Here is a 20288-nt window from a genome sequence, read left to right as displayed (position 1 = left end):
GACAACTCAGCTATGTCGCACACACACTCACGCCGCACCGTACTGGCGAGCGGTGCCCTGCTGGGCGCCGGGGCGCTCCTCGGCGCCGCCGCCCCCGCAGGTGCCACCGGGCAGGCCGTCACCGAACGGCGGCTGGACGAACGGCTGATCGAACTCACCCTCAACTCCCCGGCCCTCGGCGGCCGGAGCACCGTGGCCCTGCTGACACCACGGGGCTGGGACCGGCGCCGTCCCGGTGACCGCTGGCCCACGCTCTATCTGCTGGCAGGCGGAGACGGTGACCACACCACCTGGACGACCCTGTTCAAGGTGCAGGAACTCGCCGAGCTGCGCGATGTTCTGGTGGTCATGCCGGCCATGCCGCTGTTCGGTTTCTGGACCGACTGGTGGAACCACGGCGAGGCAGGGCCTCCCCGGGTGCGCACGTACTTCCTCCGTGAAGTCGTGCCCCTGGTGGAGCGGGACTACGGCGCCGGCCCGAACAGGGCGGCCGCAGGGGAGTCCCAGGGAGGGTTCGGTGTCCTCGGACTCGCGGCCCGGACCACGGGGCTGTTCGGTGCCGTCGCCGCTTTCGGGGCACCCGTGCATCCGGTCCGGCATCCGGAGATGTGGCTCTCGGGAGCGAAGTTCGTCGGAGTGGACGGTTACGCGATCTTCGGCGACCCGTGGAAGCAGTGGAAGACATGGCTCGACTGGGACCCGTACCACCATGCCGCGGGACTGCGGCGTACGCCTGTCTACCTGGCCTCGGGCGACGGGAAGCCCGGCCCGCTCGACGGTGACGAGCCCGACCCCCACATCCCCGGCACCGAGAAGTGGGTCGCGCTCGCCGACGACGGTGTCGTGTCCGTCACCGAAGCGGTCTGCGGCGAGGAGACGCGGATGCTCCACGACCGGCTGACGTCGCTGGGCGCGCCCGTCACCACCCACCTCTACCCGGGCGGGCACAGCGGGACCTACGGGTACAGGGAACTGCGCCACGCTCTGCCGATGCTGGCGGCAGCACTGCGCCGGTGACACCCGGACCGTCCACGGCCGGCGGGTCCCGGCACAGGGAGCCGCCGGCCGGAAGGATCAGACCGCCGGGGCCGGGTAGGTCGGGTACTCGACGCCGGAGACGTGCTGGACGACCCGGACGACCTGGGAGGAGTAGCCGAACTCGTTGTCGTACCAGAGGTAGAGAATCGCGTTGTCGCCCTCGACCTTGGTGGCGCCCGCGTCGACGATCGAGGCATGGCGCGACCCGATGAAGTCGCTCGAGACCGCGTCGGGAGCAGTGATGAAGTCGATCTGGCGCCTGAGCGGCGAGGTCAGCGACACATTTCGGAGGTAGTCGAGAACATCCTCCCGGCTGGTGCCGCGCGCGAGCTGCAGGTTCAGGATGGCGATCGAGACATCCGGCACCGGGACGCGGATCGAGCTGCCGGTGATCTTCGCCTGGAGGTCGGGCAGCGCCTTGGTGACGGCGGAGGCGGCGCCCGTCTCGGTGATCACCATGTTGAGCGGCGCCGAGCGGCCACGACGGTCCGAGTTGTGGTAATTATCCAGAAGATTCTGGTCGTTGGTGAACGAGTGGACGGTCTCCACATGGCCGCGCAGCACGCCGTACTCGTCCGCCATCGCCTTCAGCGGCGGGACGATCGCGTTGGTGGTGCAGGAGGCGCAGGAGATGATCTGCTCGTCAGGCTTGATCATGTCGTGATTGACGCCGTGCACGATGTTGGGAACGTCGCCCTTGCCGGGCGCGGTCAGGACGACCTTCGCGATGCCGGGACGGAGGTGCCTGGACAGGCCCTCGCGGTCGCGCCAGCGGCCCGTGTTGTCGATGAGGATGGCGTCCTTGATGCCGTGCGCCGTGTAGTCCACCGACGTCGGGTCGTCGGAGTAGATCACCTGGATCTCGTTACCGTTGGCGATGATCCGGCTGTTCGCCTCGTCGACGGTGATCGTGCCCTGGAACTGGCCGTGGATGGAGTCACGGCGTAGCAGGGAGGCGCGCTTCACGATGTCCTGGCCGGCACCCTGGCGTACGACGATGGCGCGCAGCCGCAGACCGTTGCCGGAGCCGGTCTTCTCGATGAGCAGGCGGGCCAGGAGGCGGCCGATGCGACCGAATCCGTAGAGGACCACGTCGCGCGCCTCGCGGCGCTCCGTCTTGTTGGGGCCTGTCGCGCCCGCCACGGCTTCGGCGGTGAAGTCGTCCACCGACAGGCCGCGGTCGTCGGTCCGGTACGTCGCGGCGAGCATGCCGATGTCGATCTGGGAGGGACCGAGGTCGAGCGCGGTGAGAGCGTGCAGGAACGGCAGCGTCTCGGTGACCGAGAGCTCCTCGCCCGCTATCTGCCGGGCGAACCGGTGGGTTTTGAGGATGCTGACCACCGACTTGTTCACCAGGGAGCGGCTGTGGAGCAGGATCGTGACGTCCCGCTCCCGGTGCAGCTTCCCGATGATCGGGATCATCGACTCCGCGATCTCCTCGCGTGTCTTCCAATTGGTGAACGAGTCCTCGGTGGCAGTCACAAGTCCATCTTTCGAGCTAGGCGGTGCTCATATGTTAACCGCACTCGATTTTGATCATGCAATCGGTTCCACCCCTGCACCTGAGCCCCCGCTCGCCGCGCGGACAGGCCGACGAGCCCGCTCGGGCGTGCGCCTTCCTTGACGAGGTCTCGGCCTCGAAGGGCCGGACGCGACGCCGAACGAGGGGCGGGACGGCTCCTCGCGGACGATCGGCTCCGTAGACGCACCCGGGCTCCTTGCGCGGTCATGAAGGGACACGCACCGTCCGGGAACCGGCACAAGGCCAGGCCCGATGTCACGCCGACAACGCGAGCCGGCCGCGCGCCCCGGCAGCAGGACGTCGATGTCGCCGTGGTCATCGAGCCGGCAGCCCGCCGCCGGCTCGGCGGCGGTGCCACCCGCCACCCACCGGTGGCACCGCAGGACGGAGAACCGAGAGGTCACCTCACCGGGAGGGGCGGCCTCCCACGCGCCGCACCGCGCCCGGACGGGTGTCATGCCCGCCGTCCGGTTCGGTGGCGGCGGGGCCGCGGTCCGCCCGGTCCCTTTCGAGGTGGTCGTGGACGCGGCGCAGCAGGGAGGCGAACCGGTCGCGTTCCTCGTCGGTCAACGGGGTGAGGAGGCCGGCCTCGGCGGCGGACACATCGGAGTTGAGTCGCGCCAGGGCCTGCTCTCCCGCAGGCGTCAGGGCGACCTCGATGCGGCGGCGGTCCGAGGGGTCGCGGGCGCATGTCGCGTAACCGGCCGCGTCCAGGTCGGTGACGGTCCTGGTCAGGTCGCTCTGATTCATGTCCAGTCGCGCGGCGAGGTCACCCTTGGGCAGCGGGCCGGCCTCTTTCAGCATGGCCAGGATGGTCAGGTGCCACAGTCGCAGTCCGTGAGCCGTCAGCACTTCCGTGAGCCTGCGGCGTGCGGCCTTGCCCGTCGCGTGCATGAGATAGGCGTTGAGGTCCAGCACGCTCGACGGCGTAGCACCCCCGGCCCGGGGGGCGTGAACCGTGGCCGGGGGGCTCGGCTGTTGCATGGTTCTTCCTTACGTGGCGACGGCGGGAGGCCAGGGGTCAGGGCCGGCCGGTGAGATAGCCGCCCATGGAGGTGAAGTACTCGGTCGCGGGCATCTCCTCCCCCTCCTCCGTGCGCACCCGGGTGATGGCCAGACCGCGGTTACGGCCGGTCCTGGCGTCCGCCCCGGCGACGATCACCACGCCGTCGCCCTCGCGGTAGAAGATCCGGCCGGGGGTGCCGCCGTAGCGTCCTTCCGACACGAATGCCGTCACGATCTCCAGACGCCTTCCCCTGTGGTGGGTGAACGCGCCGGGATACGGGGCGGACTGGGCGCGCACAAGACGTTCGAGGTCCTCGGCCGGCCAGTTCCAGTCGATGCGGATGTCCTCGTCCGACCGCTTGTGGAAGAAAGTGGCCAGGGACCGGTCCTGCTCGGTGAAGTCGGTACGGCCCGAGGCGATGAGGTCGAGGGCGTCCGTGACGACGGGGGCGATGAGGTCGACGGTCTTGTGGAAGAGATCCGTGGCCGTGTCGGCGGGCCCGACCTCCACCGCACGCTGCACCACGATGTCGCCGGCGTCGAGTTCGGCGTCCATCAGGTGCGCGGTCACGCCAACCTCGCGCTCCCCGTTGATCAGCGCCCAGATCAGCGGCGAGAAGCCCGCGTACTTCGGCAGCAGGGAGTCGTGCACGTTCAGCGTGCCGTGCCGGGGGAGCCCGTAGATGTGTGGGGGAATCCACGTACGCCAGTTGTTGGCCACGATGATGTCCGGATCCGCCTCTTTGAGGCGGGTGAGCAGCTCCTCGTCGTCGGGCCGGCTGCGGATCAGGACGGGCACGCCGTTCTCCTCGGCGAGATCGGCGACCGAATCGCTCCAGATCTTCTCGTACGCGTGCTCGCTCCTGGGATGCGTCACCACCGTAGCCACGTCATGACCGGCGTCCAGGAGAGCCCGCAGGGTCCGGTGCCCCCACGTCTGATAGCCGAACATGGCAACCCGCATGAATCTCTCCTCGGAACGACAATAAGTGATGCTTAGTAAAGCAAGCCTAACCTAAGCATGCAATGCCTGTGCGTGCGGGGCGAGTTGATGAAGAATCACTCGGGCTTGCCCGTTTTGCCCAGTCGACAGCGCGCCGTGATGAGGTTAGCTTTACCTAAGTTCCTACTCGGCTGCCGCTCGCGTGCCCTGTTCCGTCGTACCCACGTCCGCCAAGCGGCTGCCCCCGCACGATGGGAGTCCCATGTCACAGCCTTCACCCGACGATGCGCCACTGGTCCACGACCTCATAGGAATCGGCTTCGGGCCGTCCAATGTGGCCATGGCGATCGCGCTCACCGAGCGCAACTCACGCGTCGGCAGGGAGCAGGCCGTCACTGCTCACTTCTTCGAGAAGCAGCCACGATTCGGCTGGCATCGCGGCATGCTGATCGACGACGCCACGATGCAGGTGTCCTTCCTCAAAGACCTGGTGACGCTGCGGAACCCGTCGAGTGAATACAGCTTCCTCTGCTACTTGCAGAGCCAGGGGCGCCTGGTCGACTTCGTCAACGGCAAGAGCCTCTTCCCGCTGCGGGTCGAGTTCCACGACTACTTCGAATGGGCCGCAGCCAAGGTGGACGACATGGTGTCCTACGGGCACGAGGTCATCGCCGTCCGGCCCGTCGTGTGTGACGGTGTCGTGGAGTATGTGGATGTGACCGCACGATCGGGATCGGAGGTCGTGGTCCACCGGGCGCGCAACCTCGTGATCGGTACGGGCCTGCGGCCCCAGATGCCCGACGGCGTCGAGCGAACGGAACGGATCTGGCACACCTCCGACCTGCTGGCGCGGGTGGAAGGCCTGGACGAGGCCGGTTCCCCGTCCCGCTTCGTCGTGGTCGGGGCCGGTCAGAGTGCTGCCGAGAACGTGGCGTATCTGCACCGCCGCTTCCCGGAGGCCGAGGTCTGCGCCGTCTTCTCCCGCTACGGTTACAGCCCCGCCGACGACAGCGGTTTCGCCAACCGGATCTTCGACCCGGACGCGGTCGACGAGTACTTCACCGCTCCGGACGAGACCAAGCGCAAACTGATGGGCTATCACGGAAACACCAATTACGCCGTGGTGGACATCGATCTGATCGATGACCTCTACCGCACGACGTACCAGGAGAAGGTGCTCGGGAAGGAGAGGCTGCGGTTCCTCAACGTCTCCCGGGTGGTCGACGCCGTCGAGACGCCGGAGACGGTCCGCACCACGGTCGAGTCGCTGGTCACCGGCGAACGGACCACGCTGGACGCCGATGTCGTCGTCTACGCCACCGGCTATCAGCCCGCCGATTCCCTCGGCCTCCTCAGCGAGATCGGGGAGCACTGCCGGCTCGACGACCAGGGGCGCGTCCGGGTCGAGCGCGACTACCGCGTGGCGACCGATCCCGGACTGCGGTGTGGCGTCTACCTGCAAGGCGGCACGGAGCACACCCACGGCATCACGTCGTCCCTGCTGTCGAACACCGCGATCAGGGTCGGCGAGATCCTCGACTCGATCGTGGAGCGCGGTCCGAAGGGTGTGTCCGGGCCGGCTCGCGACGCCGTCGGTGAGATCAGCACACCCCTCTGAGGCGGGTGGCCCGGCTCGCAGGCGCCGTCAGCGGGCCGGGCAGGTACCTGTTCAGCCGGGAATCCGCCGCCGTCCGCCCCTGGCCGCCGCCACCAGCTCGGGAAGTGTCGCCAGCTTGACCCGGGGCCGGCCGTCGCGGCGTCCCAGGGCCAGTTCGGTACGCTCGATCTCCGCCAGACCGCGGGCGTCCACGATCCGCGGGTTCCGGCGCCGCACGAGCCGCTGGAACGCCTTCGCCCCGTGCTCCGGCGCGGGCAGCGTGCCGCCCACGGCGTCGTCCAGCAGAGTGCCTACGGTCTCGGCCGCGCAGGTCCGGTTGGCGCCTATGCCACCCGACGGACCGCGCTTGATCCATCCCACGACGTACGTCCCCGGCAGGCCCGCCACCCGGCCGCCCTCGTGCGGAACGGTGCCCGTCGCCTCGTCGAACGGCAGCCCTGGGATCGGCAGTCCGCGCTGGCCGACGGCCCGTAGCAGCAGCCCGGCCGGGATCTCCCGACCGTCCGTGCTCCCCGTGCCGTCCGTGACCCGTACGACGCTGACAGCGCCTTCACCGGGCGCCTCCACCGGTGCGGAATGGAAGCGGAACACGATGCGGCGTCCCGCCGGTGACGGGCGCGACCAGTCCACCGTCTCCCGGGCGACGCCCTGCAGCAGCGCGGCCCTGTCGCCCGGCCCCGCGGCGTCGATCGCGGCCCCGGTCCGCGGGTCGTGGTCGTCGACGACCAGCTCCACACCGGCCAGATGTTTGAGCGCGAGCAGCTCGGACCTGGTGTACGCCGCGTCTTCGGGACCCCGCCGCCCCAGCAGCACCACCTCGCGTACCGAACCGGTGCGCAGTGCCTGCAGGGCGTAGCCGGCGATGTCGCCGGTGGCCAGCGCATCGGGGTCAGAGACCAGGATCCGTGCCGCGTCGAGGGCGACGTTTCCGTTGCCGACCACGACGACCCGCTCCGAGGACAGGTCCACGGCGTCCTGGGCGACCTCGGGGTGGGCGTTGTACCAGGAGACGAACGTCGTCGCGCAGATGCTGCCCGGCAGGTCTTCGCCGGGAATCCCCAGCCGGCGGCCGGCCGAGGCGCCGACGGCGTAGATCACCGCGTCGTGATGCGCGGCGAGCTCCTCCGGAGTGATGTCCCGGCCCACCTCCAGGCCGAGGTGCATGCGCACCCTCGGATGGGTGTGGAACCTGGCGAACGTGTCGCCGGCCTTCTTCGTCGACAGGTGATCAGGCGCTACGCCGTAGCGGATGAGCCCGCCCGCGACGGGCAGCCGGTCGATCAGGGTCACCTCGGCGCCCGTGTGCAGCAGCAGGTCCTCGGCGGCGTACATCCCCGCCGGCCCGGTGCCCACCACCGCGACCCGGATCGGTGCGAAGTCCGCCGGCAGGCTGCGCTTGAAGGTGGGCTCTCCCCACACGTGGAAGTTCGGCCCCCCGGGGGCGGCCTCCCCGGGCCCCTTGTCCGCGAAGTACGCCGCGTTGAGCGGACCGTACTCCTGCTGTGCGGCAGGGAGGCGGTCCAGCGGGAAGACCGCCTCCACCGGGCAGGCGTCGGCGCAGGCACCGCAGTCGATACAGGACTTCGGATCGACGTACAGCATCTCCGTCCGGCCGAAGTCCGGTTCCTCCGGCGTCGGATGGATGCAGTTGACGGGGCACACCGAGACGCAGGTGGCGTCGCTGCAGCATGTCTGGGTGATGGCGTAGGTCATGTCGTCCGCTCAGATCAGATGGGCACGCTTGTAGAACACCAGGGCGGGCTTGGTGAGCAGGCGGGCCGAGGCCAGGAAGTCCATGAGCCCCGAACAGCTCGAGCGCATCATCGATTTGTGGTGCTCATTGGCCTTGGCCTCGCCGAGGGCACGCTTCCCGTCGAGTCCGGCGTTGGCGTAGACGCCCTTGTTCACCATGCTGGTGACGATGACGTACGAGGCGATCGCGATGACGAGCGCGTTGATCCGCCGCCGCACCGGGCCCGCACCGCTGAGGTGCTTGCGGGTCTCCGCGCGGGCGAACTTCATGTGCCGGGACTCCTCGACGACATGGATGTTGTTGATGGTGCGGACGAAGGGCACGACCCGCTCGTCCCGCATCCAGTCGCGCTGCATGACGTCGAGGACCTCCTCGGCGACGAGGATCGCCGCGTACGCCGCCTCGCCGAACGCGAGTGTCTTGAAGGCCCGCCCGAGCTCCACCGCGAGCCGGTGCGGCCGGTAGGGCGGGGCGCCCAGCTTCTGTGCGCCGCGGGCGAACATGATCGAGTGCCGGCACTCCTCGGCTATCTCGGTCAGCGCCCACTGGACGTCCGCGCTCGTGGGGTCCTTCGCGTAGACGTCGCGCAGGACCATCTGCTGCAGGATCATCTCGAACCAGATGCCGGTGCTGGCCACCGAAGCGGCTTCCTGGCGCGTCAGTTCCTTGCGCTGCTCATCGGTCAGCTCGCCCCAGTACGCGGTGCCGTACAGGGTGCTCCACTCGGGGCTCGCACCGTGGAACTGCTTGTCCAGCGGCGTGTCCCAGTCGACCTCCGTGGCCGGGTCGTACGCCAGCGTGGCGGCCGATTCGAGCAGGCGGCGGGTGAGGTGGTCCTCCGGCGGACGGTCCTCGGCATCCGGTCGAACAGTGCTGCTTGCCATGGTGCGGCTCCTTGTCCGTCAGTGCTGTCCTTGGTGCTGTCACATGTGTCGTGCCGGTGACGAGTCGTCAGATGATCTGCTGCCGACAGGAGATGGCGACAGCAATGGACGGAGGGCCGGCGCCGGCCCCGGCCGGGCAGCCTTCCGCCCCGCTTGTTAGACGGAAGGTATAGCAAGGATGCCGGGTGGGCCTACCCCCCAGTACGAAATGTGAGCGCATCCCCGCGATATCTCCTCGCGTATGCCCGTGCGTGTGCGTTCCTGTCGTCAGCCCGGGGCGTGGAGGGAGGTGCGTGTTCGTGATATCGAACATTGTTCGCAATTTCAGCGCGAGTCATTGACGCCGCGTTCTCCCGCACCTACGGTCCCGACCGAAGTGGCGGGCAGGCGTCGAAATTTCGAACGCACTGCCTTCTCTTCACACGTCCCCGCACTCAGAGACGAGCCGAGACGAGCCGCCATGCAACCACCCCTCCTCAGTCGGCGCCGAGCCCTCGCGGGCGGTGCCGGCGCCCTGGTCGCCGCCGGAGCCCTGGGCTCCCTGTCCGGCTGTGCCGCGCCCGCGACCGCCGCGGGTCCGGGACAGACCCTGCTGCGGTACTGGCATCTGTTCGGCGGCGGTGACGGCGTCAACATGACGGGAATGCTGGACGACTTCCGGGCCGGGCACCCGGGCATCGCCCTGGAAGCCTCGACCCTGCAATGGGGCGCCCCGTACTACACCAAGCTCGGCATGGCCGGCGCCGGCGGCCGGGCTCCCGAGATCGCCGCCCTGCACCTCGCCCGGCTCGCGGGCTTCGCCCCCGGCAGGCTCCTCGACCCGTTCGACCTCGACCTGCTGGCCGAACACGGCGTACGGGAGAAGGACTTCCCGCCGGAGATCTGGCGGCGGGGTCAGGTGGGCGGCAAGCAGTACGCCGTCCCGCTCGACACCCACCCCTTCGTCCTCTACTACCAGACCGAGATCTGTGAGAAGGCCGGGCTCATGGCGGGCGGCCGGCTCAAGCCGATCAGCGGCGCGGAGGAGTTCGCCGACGCGCTGCGCGCCGCGAAGAAGGCGACCGGCCGGCCGGGTCTCGTGGTCGAGACGCTCGGGCCCGACTGCATCACCCCCTGGCGGCTCTTCTCCAGCTTCTACGCGCAGACCGGCGGTACAGTGCTCTCCGCCGACGGCAAGCGCCTCGCACTCGACGACGCCAAGGCGCTGCGGGTACTGGAATACCTGGCCCGGCTCATCGAGGACGGGCTGATGGTGCGCCGGGTCGACTACGCCGGATCCATCGGCGTCTTCAACGGCGGGAAGACCGCCTTCCACCTCAACGGCGAATGGGAGATCTCCACCTTCAAGACCACCGGTCTCCCGTTCTCCATGACCCGCATACCCGCGCTGTTCGGGACCGCGGCCACGCAGGCCGACTGCCACGCCTTCGTCCTGCCGCACCAGAAGGACCGTGGCGGCGCCACGAACGAGGCGGCCCACACCCTCGCCGCGTGGATGCTGCAGAACTCCGTCGCATGGGCCGAGGGCGGGCATGTGCCCGCCTATCTTCCGGTGCTCGACGATCCGGCCTACCTCGCCCTGAAGCCGCAGTCCGAATACCGCTCGGTGATCGACGACGTGGCGCTGGATGAGCCCGCGTGGTTCGCCGGCTCCGCCTCCCGGATGTGGATCGAGCTCGGTGCCGTGTTCTCGGGGGTCCTCACCGGCTCCCGGAGCCCGCGCAATGCCCTGACCGAGGCCAAGTCCCGGCTGCGGACGCTCCTCGACACCCGCAACCCCCTCCCGGGAGCCGCGTCATGACCTCCACCGCAGCGGTGTCGCCGACACCCGTGGCGAAGCCGGCCGAGGGCGCGGCCGGGCGTCCGGCTCGCGGCGTCCGCAGGAAGTGGACCGAACACGGTCTGGTGTTCATCGCGCCGTTCTTCCTCGTGTACGCCGTGTTCTTGATCTGGCCGCTGGTATCCGGCCTTGGCATGAGCCTGACCAGCGAGAACATCACCGGCGCCGGAGGTGAGTTCGTCGGCCTCGACAACTACGCCGAGGCGGTGCGCGACCCCGAGGTGTGGTCCTCGCTGTGGAACACCGTGTGGTTCACGGTCCTGTCCACCGTGCCCCTCGTCGTCGTCGGCCTCGTGCTGGCACTGCTCGCCCACCAGCTCCAGGTGGTGCAGTGGCTGTGGCGGCTCAGCTGGTTCGCGCCCTTCCTGCTGCCGTCCGGCGTCGTCTGCCTGTTGTTCCTGAACATGATCCTTCCGTCCGACTTCGGCCTCGCCGACCAGTTGCTCGCCGCCGTCGGACTGACGCCGGAGATCGGCTGGCTGACCGACGAGCGGTACGCCATGCTCAGCATCGTGGCGACCACCGTCTGGTGGACCGTCGGCTTCAACTTCCTGCTGTACCTCGCCGCCCTCCAGGCCATCCCGGCGTATCTGTACGAGGCCGCCGAACTGGACGGTGCCGGCGTCGGGAAGCGGCTCCTGCACATCACCCTGCCGATGCTGCGCCGCACCACCGGAGTGGTCGTGGTCCTCCAGGTGCTGGCCTCGCTGAAGATCTTCGACCAGGTCTACATCATGACCGGCGGCGGCCCCGACGAGTCCACCCGGCCGATCCTCCAGTACGTCTACCAGCAGGGTTTCACCGGCTACCGCATCGGCTACGCCTCTGCCGTCTCCTACATCTTCTTCGCCCTGATCCTGACCGTCTCCCTGGTGCAGCCGCTGCTGTCCCGGCGCCGAGCTGAGGAGGCCGCGAAGTGAGCGGTTCCACCACCGTCACCACCCGCCCCGCCCCACGGACGGAACGGTCCGCCGACGCCGGGGGCCGGCGCCCGCGCTGGACGCCCGGCAGGATCGTTCTGCTCGTCATCGCCCTGCTCCTCACCGCTGCCTGGCTCCTGCCGCTCGCCTGGGCCGTCGCCACCTCCCTGAAACCGGAGGGCGACACGACGAAGACACCGCTCTCCTGGATCGGCTCGCGCGTCACCTTCGACGCGTACAGCAAGGTCTGGGAGTCGGGCGACCTGATGATCTGGCTCATGAACTCGGCGTACATCTCCGTCATGACCACCCTGCTGACCGTCGTGACGTGTGCGATGGCCGCGTACGGCTTCACCCGCACCGACTTCCGCGGCCGGAGGCTGCTGTACGGGCTGGTGCTCGCCGGCATCATGGTGCCCCCGCAGGTGCTCATCGCCCCTCTCTTCCGCGAGATGGTCCAGCTCGGCCTCGTCGACACCTACTGGGGCGTGATCCTGCCCCAGGTCGCCGTGCCCGCCATGGTGTTCATCCTGGTGAAGTTCTTCGAAGGCGTACCCCGGGAACTGGAGGAGGCGGCCTTCGTCGACGGTGCCGGACGCTGGCGGGTGTTCTGGACGATCGTCATCCCGCTGTCCCGGCCCGTGCTTGCGGCCGTCGCGATCTTCACCTTCATCTCCACCTGGAACAACTTCCTGTGGCCGTTCCTCGTGACCACCGACCCCGGTGGAATGACCCTGCCTGTCGGCCTCGTCAGCGTCCAGTCGACCTTCGGGGTGCGGTACGCCCAGATCATGGCCTCCCTCGTGATCGCCGGGATCCCGCTCCTGATCGTCTTCGCGTTCTTCCAGCGGCAGATCGTGCGCGGTATCGCGCACACCGGTCTCGCCGGCCAGTAGTAGCGGCCACACCACACCTGGTGGCCCGTACGGCCGGCACAACATCCGTACGGGCCGTCAGGCGATCTCCGTGCCCGCCGTCAGGAGCAGGGTCACATCGGCCGCCGCCACCGCGACCGGCCCCGCGAGCGCGGCCTTGCGCCATGTCCGCGCCGGCCATGAGCCGGCGCACGCCGTCGTCGCCGGCACGGCGCAGAGAGCGACCCCAATGAGGACGACGACACCTGGTCCGTCGGGCGCCCCGACGGGCCCCAGGACCAGTACGGCCGTGGCCGCCACCAGGGGGAGGGGCAGCAGGAGACGGGTGCGGGCAGGGCCCAGGCGCTGGGGCAGGCCTCGGATCCCCGCCCGCAGGTCCGCCTCGATGTCCGGGAGCACGTCGCCCAGGTGCGCCGCCACACCGAGCAGCGCACCCGCCGTCACCGCCCACCACGCGGGCCACGGGCTTCCCGGCAGGCTCAGGGCGACCAGACACGGGAGGCTGCCGAAGCCGATCGCGTACGGCAGCCAGGACAGCACCGTCTCCTTGAGCTTCAGGTTGTACGCCCACGCCGCCGCCACCCCGGCCAGATGCGCCGCACCCGCCGCGGCACCGCACGCGAGGGACAGCACCGCGCACAGGGACAGCGCGGTGAACGCCGCGCTCCACACCAGGCCCGGGCCCACCGCACCCCGGGCCACCGGCTTTCCCGGGCGCACGGCCTCGGCGTCGCGGCGCGCGTCGAACGCGTCGTTGCACCAGCCCACCGAGAGCTGGCCGGTCAGCACGGCTCCGGCGACCAGCAGTCGACGGCCGCTCCCCGGACCCGAGCTGACGGCCAGTGCGGTGACGAGCACGGTCACCGCCGCGACGGGCCCCGGATGGCAGGCCCGGACCAGCCCCGCCGACCGGCGCGGCAGGCGTGGGGCGATGGCAGGTGTCCGAGGCCGGTCCGTGGTGTCCACGGGGCGATCGTAGGGACACGGGCGCGTGAACACGGCAGCCGCGCGTCGCATGTGCGCGCAATTGCCAGGTTCTGTAGGCAGGATGTGGGTCATGACCTCTCCGAAGCGGTGGCCAGGGTGACCCGGATCGCGGCTGTCCACGGAGTCCTGCCGCCGGGCCGCCACACCCAGCGGGCCGTCACCGACATGGTGGCGCGCACCTGTCTGCCCGATGGGGCCGACCGCCGCGTGCTGGACCGGATCCACGCGAACGCGGGGGTGCGCACCCGGAACATGGTGCTGCCCCTGGAGCGCTACGGCGAACTGGACGGCTTCGGGGCTGCGAACGACGAGTTCATCCGCGCGGCCGTCGACCTCGGCGCCGAAGCCGTGCGCGGCGCCCTGCGCAAGGCCGGGCTGCGCCCCGTCGATGTGGACCTGCTGATGTTCACCTCGGTCACGGGGATCGCGGCGCCCTCCATCGACGCGCGGCTCGTCGGACGTCTCGGTCTGCGCGCCGATGTCAAGCGGCTCCCCGTCTTCGGACTGGGCTGTGTCGCCGGAGCCGCCGGGGTGGCGCGGCTGCACGACTACCTGCTCGGCCGGCCCGGGCAGGTGGCCGTACTGCTCTCGGTCGAACTCTGCTCCCTGACCTTCCAGCGGGAGGACGCGAGCCGCGCCAACCTGGTCGCCACCGCGCTGTTCGGCGACGGCGCCGCGGCCGCGGTCCTCGTCGGCGCCGGGCACAGGACGACGCCGGACAGCCCCGAGGTGGTGGACACCCGCAGCCGCCTGTACCCGCACACCGGCCACGTCATGGGCTGGGACATCCGGGGCTCCGGCTTCACCGTGATGCTCGACCCGGCCGTCCCCGACGTCGTACGCCGCTACCTCGCCGAGGACGTCGGCGGCTTCCTGGAACAGCACGGGCTGAAACCGAAGGACATCGCCCGCTGGGTGTGCCACCCCGGCGGACCCAAGGTCCTGGAGGCCGTCACCGACGTCCTGTCCCTGCCCGAGGGGGCCCTCGGCGTCACCTGGCGTTCACTGGCCGAGGTCGGCAACCTGTCCTCGTCCTCGGTCCTGCACGTCCTGCGGGACACGATGGAGCAGCGGCGGCCCGAACCCGGAACGCCCGGCCTGCTGATGGCCATGGGCCCCGGCTTCTGCTGCGAACTGGTGCTGCTGCGCTGGTAGTCCGGAGGAACACATGATCTGGTACACCGTCCTCGTGCTGGCCGTCGCCGCCGAGCGATTCGCCGAGCTCACGGTGGCGCTGCGCAACGCCCGCTGGAGCCTGGCCCGGGGCGGCACCGAAGCCGGCCGCGGGCACTACCCGGTGATGGTGGCCTTGCACACCGCCCTGCTCGCGGCCTGTCCCGCCGAGACGTGGCTGGCCGGCCGCCCGTTCGTGCCATGGGCCGGCTGGGCCATGGTGGCGGTGGTGGCCCTCGCGCAGGGGCTCCGCTGGTGGTGCGTCCGCACACTGGGACGCCGCTGGAATACCCGGGTGATCGTCGTCCCGGGCCTGCCCCGGGTGACCGGCGGGCCCTACCGGTGGCTGCGCCACCCCAACTACGTCGCGGTCGCGGCCGAAGGGGCTGCCCTGCCGCTGGTCCACGGCGCCTGGGTGACCGCCGTCCTGTTCACCGTGCTCAATGCGGCGCTCATGACCGTACGCATCCGATGCGAGGACGTCGCGCTGACCCGGCTCGCGGGCGCGGACGCACGCGCGTGATCGACATCCTGGTGGCGGGCGGCGGGCCGGCCGGCCTGGCGGCGGGTATCCGGGCCGCCCTGGCCGGCCTGGACGCCGTGGTGGTCGAACCCCGTCCCGCCCCCGTGGACAAGGCCTGCGGCGAGGGGATCATGCCCAGCGGGGTGGCGGCCCTGCGCGCGCTGGGCGTCACTCCGGCCGGCAGCGAACTCCGGGGGATCCGGTACATCGAGGGTGCCCGGCAGGCGGAGGCCGACTTCTCGGGCCACCCGGGGCTCGGCGCCCGGCGGACCACGCTGCACGCCGCCCTGCACCGGCGGGCCCAGGAGCTCGGGGTACGGGTCGTCACGGGCCGGGCGGGCGAGGTGCGCCAAGGACACGACAGCGTCACCGCGGCAGGGCTGACGGCTCGCTGGCTGATCGCCGCCGACGGCCTGCACTCACCGGTGCGCCGCGCGCTCGGCCTGGAACGCCCGTGCTCCGCACCGCGCCGATACGGGCTGCGCCGCCACTACGGGATCGCGCCCTGGACGGACTTCGTGGAGGTCCACTGGTCGCGCCACGGCGAGGCGTACGTGACACCGGTGGGGGAGGGGCTGGTGGGTGTCGCCGTTCTCAGCCGCTTCCAGGGCTCCTACGAGCAGCACCTCTCCGCCTTCCCCGCACTGGCCCGTACGCTCCGGGGCCTGGAGGCCGGGCCCGTACGCGGCGCGGGCCCCCTGCGCCGCACCGCGAGCGCACCGGGAGCCGGGCGGGTCCTGCTGGCCGGGGACGCGGCGGGTTACGTCGACGCACTCACCGGTGAGGGCATCGCGATGGCTGCGGCGACGGCGTCGGCAGCGGTCGACTGCCTCGTCGCGGGACGGCCCGAGGACTACCCCGCGAGATGGGCGCGGCTGACGCGACGCCACAGGCTGCTCACCAGAGCACTGCTGGGCGCGGCGGGGCATCCGCTGACCGCCGGGCTGATCGTGCCCGCCGCACACCGGCTGCCCCCGTTGTTCAGGGCCGCGGTACGCGCCCTGCAGTAGTCGTACGCCGTACCGCAGCAGTTGCCGCCCGCTCTGCCATTCTGTCAGGGTGCCGCCCGCCCCCCGTACGCCCCAGCCCATCACCCCCGACCCGCCGCACCCGGCGATGAACCCGCTGATGACACAGTCCTGGCTGGACCTGGCGTTCCTGCACTGGGCGGCCGACCCCGGCGACGTCGCGCCGCTCCTGCCCGCCGGAACCGTGCCGGACACCCTGGGCGGAGTCACCTACGTCGGACTCGTCGCCTTCCGGATGTACCGCGTCGGATGCCTCCGCCTCCCCGGCCTCCCCTACCTGGGCACCTTCCCCGAGACCAACGTCCGGCTGTACTCGCGCGACGCACATGGCAGACGCGGGGTGGTCTTCCGCTCGCTCGACGCCTCCCGGCTCATCCCCGTGGCCGTCGCCCGGACAGTCTTCCGACTGCCGTACGTGTGGTCCCGGATGGAGATCAGGCGCGAGGCCGACACCCTCACCTACACCAGCAGCCGGCGCCTCCCCGGGCCCCGGGGCGCCCACAGCCGGATCGTGCTGCGCGCCGGTCGGCGGATCGAGTCCCCCAGCGAGCTCGAACACTTCCTGACCGCGCGGTGGGGTCTGCACAGCACCTTCCACGGGCGCCCGGTGTTCCTTCCGAACGCCCACCCCCGCTGGCCCCTGCACCGTGCCCAGTTGCTCGAGTGCGACGAGAGCCTGGTGACGGCGGCGGGTCTGCCCGCGCCCGTCGGGGAGCCGCTGAGCGTGCTGTACTCACCCGGCGTCCCGGTGCGCTTCGGCCGCCCGGGCCGCCTGTGAGGACGGCGGGCGGCGAGGGAGCGGGAAGTCGTGTAGAAAAGGGAACATGGCCGGACGCTACGGCCGCCCGCGTTCGTTTCTCCGCATGAGAACCCTCGCCGGTCAGGTCTTTCTCCTGCAAGTGGCGATCGTGGTGCTGCTCGCCGTTGCATCCGTGGCCGCGCTCGTGCTTCAGGCCCGGACCGGCAGTGAACGCGAAGCCCGCAATCGCTCCATCGCCGTCGCCGAGACCTTCGCGGACGCCCCCGGCATGGAAGCGGCTCTGCGGAGTCCCGACCCGAGCGCCGTGCTCCAGTCGAAGGCCGAGGCGGCACGGAAGGGCTCCGGGGTCGACTTCGTCGTCGTCATGAACCGGGAGCGTGTCCGCTACACCCATCCATTGCCCGACAGGATCGGCAAGAAGTTCGTCGGCAGAGTGGCCCCCGCCCTGAACGGCGGAGTCGTCAGCGAGAAGTCCGAGGGGACGATCGGCCCGCTCGTCTACGCCGTGGTGCCCGTGACCGGCGCGAACGGCAAGGTCGTGGGCCTGGTGTCCGCGGGAATCACCATCAAGAACGTCAGCGGGGCCGCCGAGAGCCAGTTCCCCCTCCTGTTCGGCTCGGCCGCGGGCATCCTGCTGCTCACCATGGGAGGCACCGCACTCGTCACCAGGCGGCTGAGACGCCAGACGCGCGGTCTCGGCCCGACCGAGATGACCCGGATGTACGAGCACCACGACGCCGTTCTGCACGCCGTACGCGAAGGGGTGGTCATCGTCGGCGGCGACGGGCGGCTCCTGCTGGCCAACGACGAGGCACGACGGCTCCTCGGCCTTCCACCGGACGTCGAGGGCAGACGCGTGGCCGAACTCGGCCTCGCCCCGGTGATCACCAGACTGCTGGACTCAGGACGCAGCGCGACCGACGAGGTGCACTCCGTGGGCGCGCGGCTGCTGGCCGTCAGCCAGCGCACCACCGACAGGAACGGCGGACCGTCCGGCAGCGTGACGACTCTGCGCGACACCACGGAGCTGCAGGCCCTGACGGGCAAGGCGGCCGTGGCGCGCGCCAGGCTGAAGCTCCTCTACGACGCGGGCACGGAGATCGGCACCGCCCTGGATGTCGTACGGACGTGCGAGGAACTCGCGGACTTCGCCACGGCCAGGTTCGCCGACTACGCCACCGTCGATCTCGCCGAGGGCGTGCTGCGCGGCGAGGAACCCACGGCCGCCCGCACCACCACCGACGGTCTGCGCCGTTCGGCCTTCAGCGGCGTCCGCGACGATACGGGGCTCCACCCGCTGGGGTCGGTGATCCGCTTCCTGCCGACCACGGACATCGGTGCCGGGATGCTGAGGGGCGAAGCCGTCCTCGACACCGATCTGGCACAGCGCTCCGGCTGGCAGCAGCAGCACCCGGAACGCGCCGAGCGCATGGTGGGGAGCGGATTCCACTCGCTGATGGCTGTGCCGATGCGGGCCAGGGGCGTGTTGCTCGGCGTAGCCCTGTTCTGGCGGGCCCAGAGGCCCGAGCCGTTCGAGGACGAGGACCTGTCCGTCGCGGAGGAGCTCGTCGCCCGCGCCGCGGTGAGCATCGACAACGCCCGCCGCTACGCGCGCGAGCACAACGTGGCGGTCACCCTGCAGCGCAGCCTGCTGCCGCAGGGACTCCCCGACCAGAGCGCCATCGACGCCGCCTACCGGTACCTCCCCGCGCAGGCCGGGTTCGAAGGGCTGGGCGGCGTCGGCGGCGACTGGTTCGACATCATCCCGCTGCCCGGCGCCCGGGTCGCACTCGTGGTCGGCGACGTGGTCGGCCACGGGCTCCACGCCGCCGCCACCATGGGGCGCCTGCGTACGGCGGTCCACAACTTCTCCACCCTGGACCTGCCCCCGGACGAGCTGCTGTGGCACCTGGACGAGCTGGTGACGCGTATAGATCTGGACGAGTCGGCCGAGGGCTCCGAGGGAGGCGGCGTCACCGGGGCCACCTGCCTCTACGCGATCTACAACCCGGCGTCCGGCCGCTGCACCATGGCGCGGGCGGGCCACCTCCAGCCGGTGATCGTGAGCCCCGAAGGCGACGCCGCGTTCGCGGATGTTCCCGGGGGCCCGCCCCTGGGGCTCGGCGGCATGCCCTTCGAGACCCTCGATGTGCACATCCCCCAGGGCAGCCGACTGGTGCTCTACACGGACGGGCTCGTAGAGGACCGGCACCGCGACATCGACGAAGGGCTGGAACTGCTGCGTGCCGCCCTGTCCGGGCACCCCGACCGGACCCCGGAGGAGACGTGCGAGGCCGTCATCCGCGCCCTGGTGCCCGCCAGGGCGCGCGACGATGTCGCGCTGCTCGTCGGCCGCACCCGCTGCCTGGCCTCCGAGAACGTGTCCGAGTGGGACGTGCCCTCCGACCCCTCGGCCGTGTCCGGGGTCCGCTCCGATGTGTCCCGCAAGCTGAGCGAGTGGAATCTGGTCGAGGAGGCGTTCACGACCGAGCTGATCCTCAGCGAACTGGTCACCAACTCCATCCGCTACGCGCGCGGGCCCATCCGCGTGCGGCTGATCCGTGACAGGACGCTGATCTGCGAGGTGTCCGACCACAGCAGCACCGCGCCCCATCTGCGCCAGGCGGCCGGCATGGACGAGGGCGGCAGGGGTCTGTTCCTCGTCGCCCAGCTGGCCGAACGCTGGGGCACCCGCTACACCGAAGACGGTGGCAAGGTCATCTGGACGGAACAACTGCTGCAGCCGTAGGCGCACGGCCCGGTGAGACGGAACACCGGCAGGTCACCGGCGGCAGTCCAGGAAGAGGTGGGGTTCGGGCACCGCTCCTGGGTGGGACGGCGTGAACACCGTGCCGTCCTCGTGCACGACGGTGAGTCCGGCGCCGGCTGCGAGCGCCCTGAACGCCTCTCGGCCGAAGCTGTTCACCCGTACCCCCTGGCCCATGAAGACGGCGCTCACCCCCTCCACATCCAGCGGTACCGTCGCCAGGACCAGCTGGCCGCCCGGCCTGAGCGCCGCCGCCAGGCGGTGCACGAGAGAGCGCTGCTCGACGCGTGACATCTGCAGGAGTGAGAAGTACACACAGACCGCGTCGAAGCTCTCCTCCTCCAGCGGGACCTCACGGATGTCGGCGCAGCGGAAGGAAGCCTCGGGCACGCGGCGGGAAGCCAGTTCCACCATGACCGGCGAGACGTCGACACCCAGCACCTCGTGCCCGGCGGCCGACAGGGCGTGGGCGGTCGGCCGGCCCGTTCCGCTGCCGACGTCCAGAACCCGGCTGTGCGGAGACAACCGCATCAGAAGCCGGTTCAGCGAGGCGTGGTGCGCGGGCGAGCCGGCGAAGGCCCTCTCGTAGTCGGCACCGATGGCATTGAACGCCTCGGCTGCCGCGTGCCGGCCGTCTTCGTCCACGGCACGT

General features: G+C 70.5%; 17 protein-coding genes. 10 read left to right on the top strand and 7 right to left on the bottom strand.

Translation table 11 applies throughout. From position 1 onward, the window contains the following. Window positions 1-12 precede the first annotated feature (12 nt). Window positions 13-1017 carry an alpha/beta hydrolase gene (locus tag ACWD04_RS06740; protein ID WP_451128840.1) on the top strand — a complete coding sequence of 335 codons (1005 nt, stop codon included), beginning with the start codon at window positions 13-15 and terminating at the stop codon, window positions 1015-1017. Between the two features lie 57 nt (window positions 1018-1074). Here ACWD04_RS06740 and ACWD04_RS06735 read toward each other — a convergent pair whose 3' ends face one another. The 3 genes from ACWD04_RS06735 to ACWD04_RS06725 all read right to left on the bottom strand — a co-directional run bounded on the left by ACWD04_RS06735 (window position 1075) and on the right by ACWD04_RS06725 (window position 4529). Further along, window positions 1075-2520, bottom strand: coding sequence for a glyceraldehyde-3-phosphate dehydrogenase (locus ACWD04_RS06735; RefSeq protein WP_451128838.1), 1446 nt, complete (start codon window positions 2518-2520; stop codon window positions 1075-1077). 445 nt (window positions 2521-2965) lie between these two features. Then, entirely contained in the window at window positions 2966-3544 is a 579-nt protein-coding gene (locus ACWD04_RS06730; RefSeq protein WP_451128836.1) for a MarR family winged helix-turn-helix transcriptional regulator, read from the bottom strand. 37 nt (window positions 3545-3581) lie between these two features. Continuing rightward, window positions 3582-4529, bottom strand: a complete 948-nt coding sequence (locus ACWD04_RS06725) for a methionyl-tRNA formyltransferase (protein ID WP_451128834.1) — start codon at window positions 4527-4529, stop codon at window positions 3582-3584. A gap of 241 nt (window positions 4530-4770) precedes the next feature. Between ACWD04_RS06725 and ACWD04_RS06720 the strand changes: the two genes are divergently transcribed. Next, window positions 4771-6126 (top strand): lysine N(6)-hydroxylase/L-ornithine N(5)-oxygenase family protein, encoded by a 1356-nt coding sequence (locus ACWD04_RS06720; protein WP_451128832.1) that lies wholly within the window; start codon window positions 4771-4773, stop codon window positions 6124-6126. Between the two features lie 51 nt (window positions 6127-6177). Here the strand turns inward: ACWD04_RS06720 and ACWD04_RS06715 are convergent, their stop codons facing one another. Both ACWD04_RS06715 and ACWD04_RS06710 read right to left on the bottom strand, forming a co-directional pair. Continuing rightward, the gene (locus ACWD04_RS06715) at window positions 6178-7839 is read right to left on the bottom strand and encodes an FAD-dependent oxidoreductase (protein WP_451128830.1); all 1662 of its coding nucleotides are present in this window, start codon (window positions 7837-7839) and stop codon (window positions 6178-6180) included. Between the two features lie 9 nt (window positions 7840-7848). Next, window positions 7849-8763 carry an AurF N-oxygenase family protein gene (locus ACWD04_RS06710; protein WP_451128828.1) on the bottom strand — a complete coding sequence of 305 codons (915 nt, stop codon included), beginning with the start codon at window positions 8761-8763 and terminating at the stop codon, window positions 7849-7851. Window positions 8764-9223: 460 nt separating this feature from the next. On the opposite strand from ACWD04_RS06710, the gene ACWD04_RS06705 reads away from it, so the two are divergent. Genes ACWD04_RS06705 through ACWD04_RS06695 form a run of 3 tightly spaced genes read left to right on the top strand, consistent with a single transcriptional unit; the run spans window position 9224 to window position 12419 of the window. After that, window positions 9224-10564 carry an extracellular solute-binding protein gene (locus tag ACWD04_RS06705; RefSeq protein ID WP_451128826.1) on the top strand — a complete coding sequence of 447 codons (1341 nt, stop codon included), beginning with the start codon at window positions 9224-9226 and terminating at the stop codon, window positions 10562-10564. Continuing rightward, a complete protein-coding gene (locus ACWD04_RS06700; RefSeq protein WP_451128824.1) occupies window positions 10561-11523 on the top strand; it encodes a carbohydrate ABC transporter permease in 963 nt (320 codons plus the stop codon). Before ACWD04_RS06705 ends, ACWD04_RS06700 begins: the two co-directional genes overlap by 4 nt. Further along, a complete protein-coding gene (locus ACWD04_RS06695; protein WP_451128822.1) occupies window positions 11520-12419 on the top strand; it encodes a carbohydrate ABC transporter permease in 900 nt (299 codons plus the stop codon). Before ACWD04_RS06700 ends, ACWD04_RS06695 begins: the two co-directional genes overlap by 4 nt. A gap of 57 nt (window positions 12420-12476) precedes the next feature. Here the strand turns inward: ACWD04_RS06695 and ACWD04_RS06690 are convergent, their stop codons facing one another. Next, on the bottom strand, window positions 12477-13364 hold the full coding sequence (locus tag ACWD04_RS06690; protein WP_451128820.1) for a UbiA family prenyltransferase: 888 nt from the start codon (window positions 13362-13364) through the stop codon (window positions 12477-12479). Window positions 13365-13481: 117 nt separating this feature from the next. On the opposite strand from ACWD04_RS06690, the gene ACWD04_RS06685 reads away from it, so the two are divergent. From ACWD04_RS06685 to ACWD04_RS06665, 5 genes are read left to right on the top strand one after another with little or no spacing between them, the layout of a single operon-like run. Then, on the top strand, window positions 13482-14540 hold the full coding sequence (locus ACWD04_RS06685) for a type III polyketide synthase (RefSeq protein ID WP_451129232.1): 1059 nt from the start codon (window positions 13482-13484) through the stop codon (window positions 14538-14540). A gap of 13 nt (window positions 14541-14553) precedes the next feature. Then, window positions 14554-15081 carry an isoprenylcysteine carboxyl methyltransferase family protein gene (locus ACWD04_RS06680; protein ID WP_451128818.1) on the top strand — a complete coding sequence of 176 codons (528 nt, stop codon included), beginning with the start codon at window positions 14554-14556 and terminating at the stop codon, window positions 15079-15081. Beyond that, complete coding sequence (locus ACWD04_RS06675) at window positions 15078-16091, top strand: NAD(P)/FAD-dependent oxidoreductase (protein WP_451128816.1); 1014 nt, start codon at window positions 15078-15080, stop codon at window positions 16089-16091. The genes ACWD04_RS06680 and ACWD04_RS06675 overlap by 4 nt, the downstream gene beginning before the upstream one ends. A gap of 49 nt (window positions 16092-16140) precedes the next feature. Beyond that, on the top strand, window positions 16141-16887 hold the full coding sequence (locus ACWD04_RS06670; protein ID WP_451128814.1) for a YqjF family protein: 747 nt from the start codon (window positions 16141-16143) through the stop codon (window positions 16885-16887). A gap of 46 nt (window positions 16888-16933) precedes the next feature. Then, window positions 16934-19618: a SpoIIE family protein phosphatase gene (locus ACWD04_RS06665; RefSeq protein WP_451128812.1), complete on the top strand. Its 2685-nt coding sequence runs from the start codon at window positions 16934-16936 to the stop codon at window positions 19616-19618. Between the two features lie 33 nt (window positions 19619-19651). On the opposite strand, the gene ACWD04_RS06660 is transcribed toward ACWD04_RS06665, so the two are convergent. Then, window positions 19652-20281, bottom strand: coding sequence for a class I SAM-dependent methyltransferase (locus ACWD04_RS06660; protein WP_451128810.1), 630 nt, complete (start codon window positions 20279-20281; stop codon window positions 19652-19654). Window positions 20282-20288 lie beyond the last annotated feature (7 nt).

The organism is Streptomyces sp. NPDC002911, assembly GCF_053591835.1.
Note: the sequence above shows the minus strand (reverse complement) of the source record. Positions and strands in the feature narration are given on the sequence as shown.